The sequence below is a fragment of the Mesorhizobium sp. M7A.F.Ca.CA.004.04.2.1 genome (genome assembly GCF_004022825.1).
Lineage (GTDB): Bacteria > Pseudomonadota > Alphaproteobacteria > Rhizobiales > Rhizobiaceae > Mesorhizobium.
Genome location: NZ_RZPH01000606.1, coordinates 1 through 3,747, shown reverse-complemented (window position 1 = coordinate 3,747; position 3,747 = coordinate 1). Strand labels below are relative to the sequence as shown.

The following is a 3,747-nucleotide window of genomic DNA, read 5'->3' as shown; positions in this document are numbered from 1 at the left end:
TTCGAGGCGGCGGGCCGGCATCTGAGCTTCAGCCGGGCCGCCGAGGAGCTTTTCGTCTCGCAGGCGGCGATCAGCCGGCAGATCCGGGAACTCGAAACCTTCCTGCGCCAACCCTTGTTCGAACGTCACCATCGCCGTGTCGAACTGACCGACACCGGGCGGCGTCTGCTGGAGCAGCTTGTCAGAAGTTTCGACGCCATCGATACCTTGCTTGGAGAACTGGTGGCGACACCGGCGCAGTCCGTGGTCCGCGTCAGTGTCGAGCCGTCGCTTGCATCCGTGTGGCTGGTGCCGCGGCTCAACCGGTTTCGCCAATTGCGGCCTGACATCGACGTCTCGCTCGAGGTCGACCCAAGGCTGATCGAGTTCCGCAGCGATCAGCCGGAGCTTGCCTTGCGCTTCAGCGCGCATGCCACCTCGTGGCCGCGCAGTCAGGCTGAGCGGCTTGCCTCGACGGTCGATTCGCCGGTCCTGTCGCCGGCGCTGCTTGCCTCTGGCCCTGCCCTCGACAGGCCGATCGATCTTGGTCGCTACACGCTCTTGCACGAGGAGAACCGCCAGGGCTGGGCGCGCTGGTTCGAAGCGGCCGGCGTGCCCGCCGACGCCATACCGGCGCGCGGGCCGATGCTGGCGGATGCGTCGCTTTCAAAGCAGGCCGCCTTGCTCGGACATGGCGTGCCTTGGGCGATCTCTTGCAGATCGGCGCGGAAATCGCATCCGGCGCGCTGGTCAAGCCGTTCGACATCGACGTCGCATCCGGCGCCTATTGGCTGGTGGCCAGAAACTTGCGCGACCTCTCGGAACCGGCCGCCGCGTTCGCCGACTGGCTCAGAAGCGAATTTGCCGAAAGCAGGCGGGTGCTGGAAGCGCAGGCTTGAACCTTCCGGCCGGGCCCGCTACTTGGCCTTCTTGCGGTATTTTTCGAAGAGTTTGTCGAGCGTATCCGCGGCCGGAAGCTCGCCCGGTGAGTCTTCTCCCGGGTTGAATGTGAGGATGACATCGCGCCACATATCATAGTGGGCAGCATATGATGTCAGCCTGGGAAATGGCGCGCAGCGTGCGATGGCCCGGACAGCGGACTCGGCAACCTTGTCCGGCGGCGTCGTCACAGGACCGAGGATTTTTGGCGGGCCTGCGAGTGACCCGTCCTTGTTCAGACTGATCTGGACGCGTGCAATGCTGTGGGTGTTTGCAGGCATGTTCCAACAATGCTGGATTGCCTTCATGAGATAGTCGCCGATATCGCGCTCGACCGCTACGTCTGCCCGGCTCGGGGTCCCGCCCAACGCGAGTGAGCCAGCAAGGCTCCCGGCAAACACCAGGCTTTGGTAGCCAAACCCCAAGGTCAGGCCGCTTCTTCGGCGCGCTTCTTCTCGATCTGGCCGATGGCGTCGACCACGGCATCGAAAGTCAGCATGGTCGAAGCGTGCCGCGCCTTGTAGTCGCGCACCGGCTCCAGATATCTGAGGTCGGCGAAGCGACCGTCCGGCGGGGCGCCATTTTCCTTGAGCATCTTCAGCATGGTGTCGCGCACCGCGCGCAATTCCTCAGCACTCGCGCCGACGACATGCTGCGCCATGATCGATGACGACGCCTGGCCGAGCGCACAGGCTTTCACGTCATGGGCAAAGTCCGTGACCAGGCCGTCCTGCATCTTGAGGTCGACGGTGACCGTGGAACCGCATAGCTTGGAGTGAGCCTTGGCGGTCGCGTCAGGATGATCGAGACGGCCGATGCGGCCAATGTTCCCGGCAAAACCGAGAATTTTCGCGTTGTAGACCTCGTTTATCATTATTTTCCAATCCGTCGCCGCCAAGCGAACAGCGATTGCCGCTGTCGTGTCTTCCTTTCGCTCGCTATGACCTTATATAATGCTGGCAGTCCGGTATCGACAAGAACGACGAAAGCCAATGTCCTTGCCGGGAAGTTCACGCCACTTACGGGGCTGGAAACGGGGCGAGTTTCCGACACCGAAAGGTCGTGGTCCGTTCAACTCGTTCCTCCGCCGAGAGGGACTACGGGAGACGCCTTTATGGATGCCGTCATCAAGAAGCTCATGCCACAGTCAGCCTATATGGAAAAGCCGGTCACCGACCGGCCAAGCGAAGCCGAAGTCGAAGCCGCCGTGCGCACGCTTTTGCGCTGGACCGGCGACAATCCGGACCGCGAAGGGCTGGTCGACACGCCGAAGCGGGTGGCAAAGGCCTATCGCGAAATGTTCGGCGGCTACGACATGTGCCCGGCGGACGAGCTCGGCCGCACCTTCGAGGAGGTCGCCGGCTACGATGACCTGGTCATCGTCAAGGACATAACATTCCATTCGCATTGCGAGCACCACATGGTGCCGATCATCGGCAAGGCACATGTCGGCTATCTGCCGGATGGCAAGGTTGTCGGCCTGTCCAAGATCGCCCGCGTCGTCGATATCTTCGCCCACCGCCTGCAGACCCAGGAGGCGCTGACGGCGCAGATCGCCGGCGTCATCCAGGACGTGCTCAATCCGCGCGGCGTCGCCGTCATGATCGAGGCCGAGCACATGTGCATGGCCATGCGCGGCATCCGCAAGCAGGGTTCAACTACGCTGACCTCGACCTTCACCGGCGTCTTCAAGGATACGCCCGAAGAGCAGGTTCGTTTCGTGACCATGGTGCGTGGCGGCGGGATCTGAATGGCCCTCGCCGGCCATCAGACCATGATCCCGAAAAGTGGAGACCGGTTTTCGGACAAGATCATGGTCAACGAGGAAAATGGACCGGCGATGTCGGCACTGGAATTTCCAAAAGCTCCGTCGGACAAGAAAGCGCTCGAGGAAGGCGCGGTGTTCTCGCCGCGCTTCGATGCAGCCGGGCTGGTCACGGTCGTCGTCACCGATGCCGGAGACGGCATGCTGTTGATGCTTGCGCATATGAATGCGCAAGCACTGGCACTGACGCTGGAGACCGGCATCGCCCACTACTGGTCGCGCTCGCGCAACGTGCTTTGGAAAAAGGGCGAAACATCAGGCAATTTTCAGCATGTCGTCGAGATGCTCACGGATTGTGACCAGGATGCCATATGGTTGCGCGTCAAAGTGTTGGGCCACGACGCAACCTGTCACACCGGCCGGCGTTCATGCTTTTATCGGACGGTGGGGCTGGTCGATGGCAAGGGGACGCTTGCCGGCGACGGCAGCAAGCCGCTGTTCGATACGGAAAACACGTATCGGAAACCACCAGCTTGAACCTTCTGCCTGACACCAACCACACAGATTCATCATTTCGATACGGCCCGCTCGTATAGTAGCCGTGGGACAAGGGAGATCATGATGCTCGAGTGGGCGTCATTGCGTAACAGACCAGATGTCAGGGAGGCCAACGGCCTATCCTCGTCAGGCGGCGCGTCCGAAACGAACTCCCAGAAGAAAACAGCCATTTCGCTCGCCTTGGGTGGCGGTTGCGCCCGCGGCTGGGCGCATATCGGCGTGCTGCGCGCGCTCGACGAAGCCGGCATCGAAGTGTCGATGATCGCCGGCACCTCGATCGGCGCGTTGGTCGGCGGCTGCTATCTCGCCGGCAAACTGGACGAGCTCGAAGAATTCGCCCGCAGCCTGACCAAGCGACGCATCTTCGGCCTGCTCGATCTCAATTTGCGCGGCAGCGGCCTGTTCGGCGGTATGAAGCTCGATGCAAGGCTGCGCGAGCACATGGCCGGCATTCGTTTCGAGGACCTTGCCAAGCCGTTCGTCGCGGTCACCTCCGAGATCCGCAC

General features: G+C 62.1%; 5 protein-coding genes and 1 pseudogene. 4 read left to right on the top strand and 2 right to left on the bottom strand.

Features of this window, described 5'->3' with window-relative positions; all coding sequences use genetic code 11:
- Window positions 1-878 (top strand): annotated as a pseudogene (locus EN893_RS23600) (LysR substrate-binding domain-containing protein); the annotation flags it as partial.
- Between the two features lie 18 nt (window positions 879-896).
- Here EN893_RS23600 and EN893_RS23595 read toward each other — a convergent pair.
- Together EN893_RS23595 and EN893_RS23590 are read right to left on the bottom strand one after the other, a co-directional pair.
- Window positions 897-1,343: a cell envelope integrity protein TolA gene (locus tag EN893_RS23595; protein WP_127267646.1), complete on the bottom strand. Its 447-nt coding sequence runs from the start codon at window positions 1,341-1,343 to the stop codon at window positions 897-899.
- 2 nt (window positions 1,344-1,345) lie between these two features.
- Window positions 1,346-1,792 carry an iron-sulfur cluster assembly scaffold protein gene (locus EN893_RS23590; RefSeq protein WP_127267647.1) on the bottom strand — a complete coding sequence of 149 codons (447 nt, stop codon included), beginning with the start codon at window positions 1,790-1,792 and terminating at the stop codon, window positions 1,346-1,348.
- A 240-nt stretch (window positions 1,793-2,032) separates the two neighbouring features.
- Here EN893_RS23590 and folE point away from each other — a divergent pair, with 240 nt between their 5' ends.
- The 3 genes from folE to EN893_RS23575 form a co-directional block, all read left to right on the top strand.
- Window positions 2,033-2,668 (top strand): GTP cyclohydrolase I FolE, encoded by a 636-nt coding sequence (folE, locus tag EN893_RS23585; protein ID WP_027036853.1) that lies wholly within the window; start codon window positions 2,033-2,035, stop codon window positions 2,666-2,668.
- Between the two features lie 90 nt (window positions 2,669-2,758).
- Window positions 2,759-3,220 (top strand): phosphoribosyl-AMP cyclohydrolase, encoded by a 462-nt coding sequence (hisI, locus tag EN893_RS23580; protein WP_127267649.1) that lies wholly within the window; start codon window positions 2,759-2,761, stop codon window positions 3,218-3,220.
- Window positions 3,221-3,301: 81 nt separating this feature from the next.
- Window positions 3,302-3,747 (top strand): patatin-like phospholipase family protein (locus tag EN893_RS23575; protein WP_206640159.1); only part of this gene is annotated, 446 nt, incomplete at its 3' end.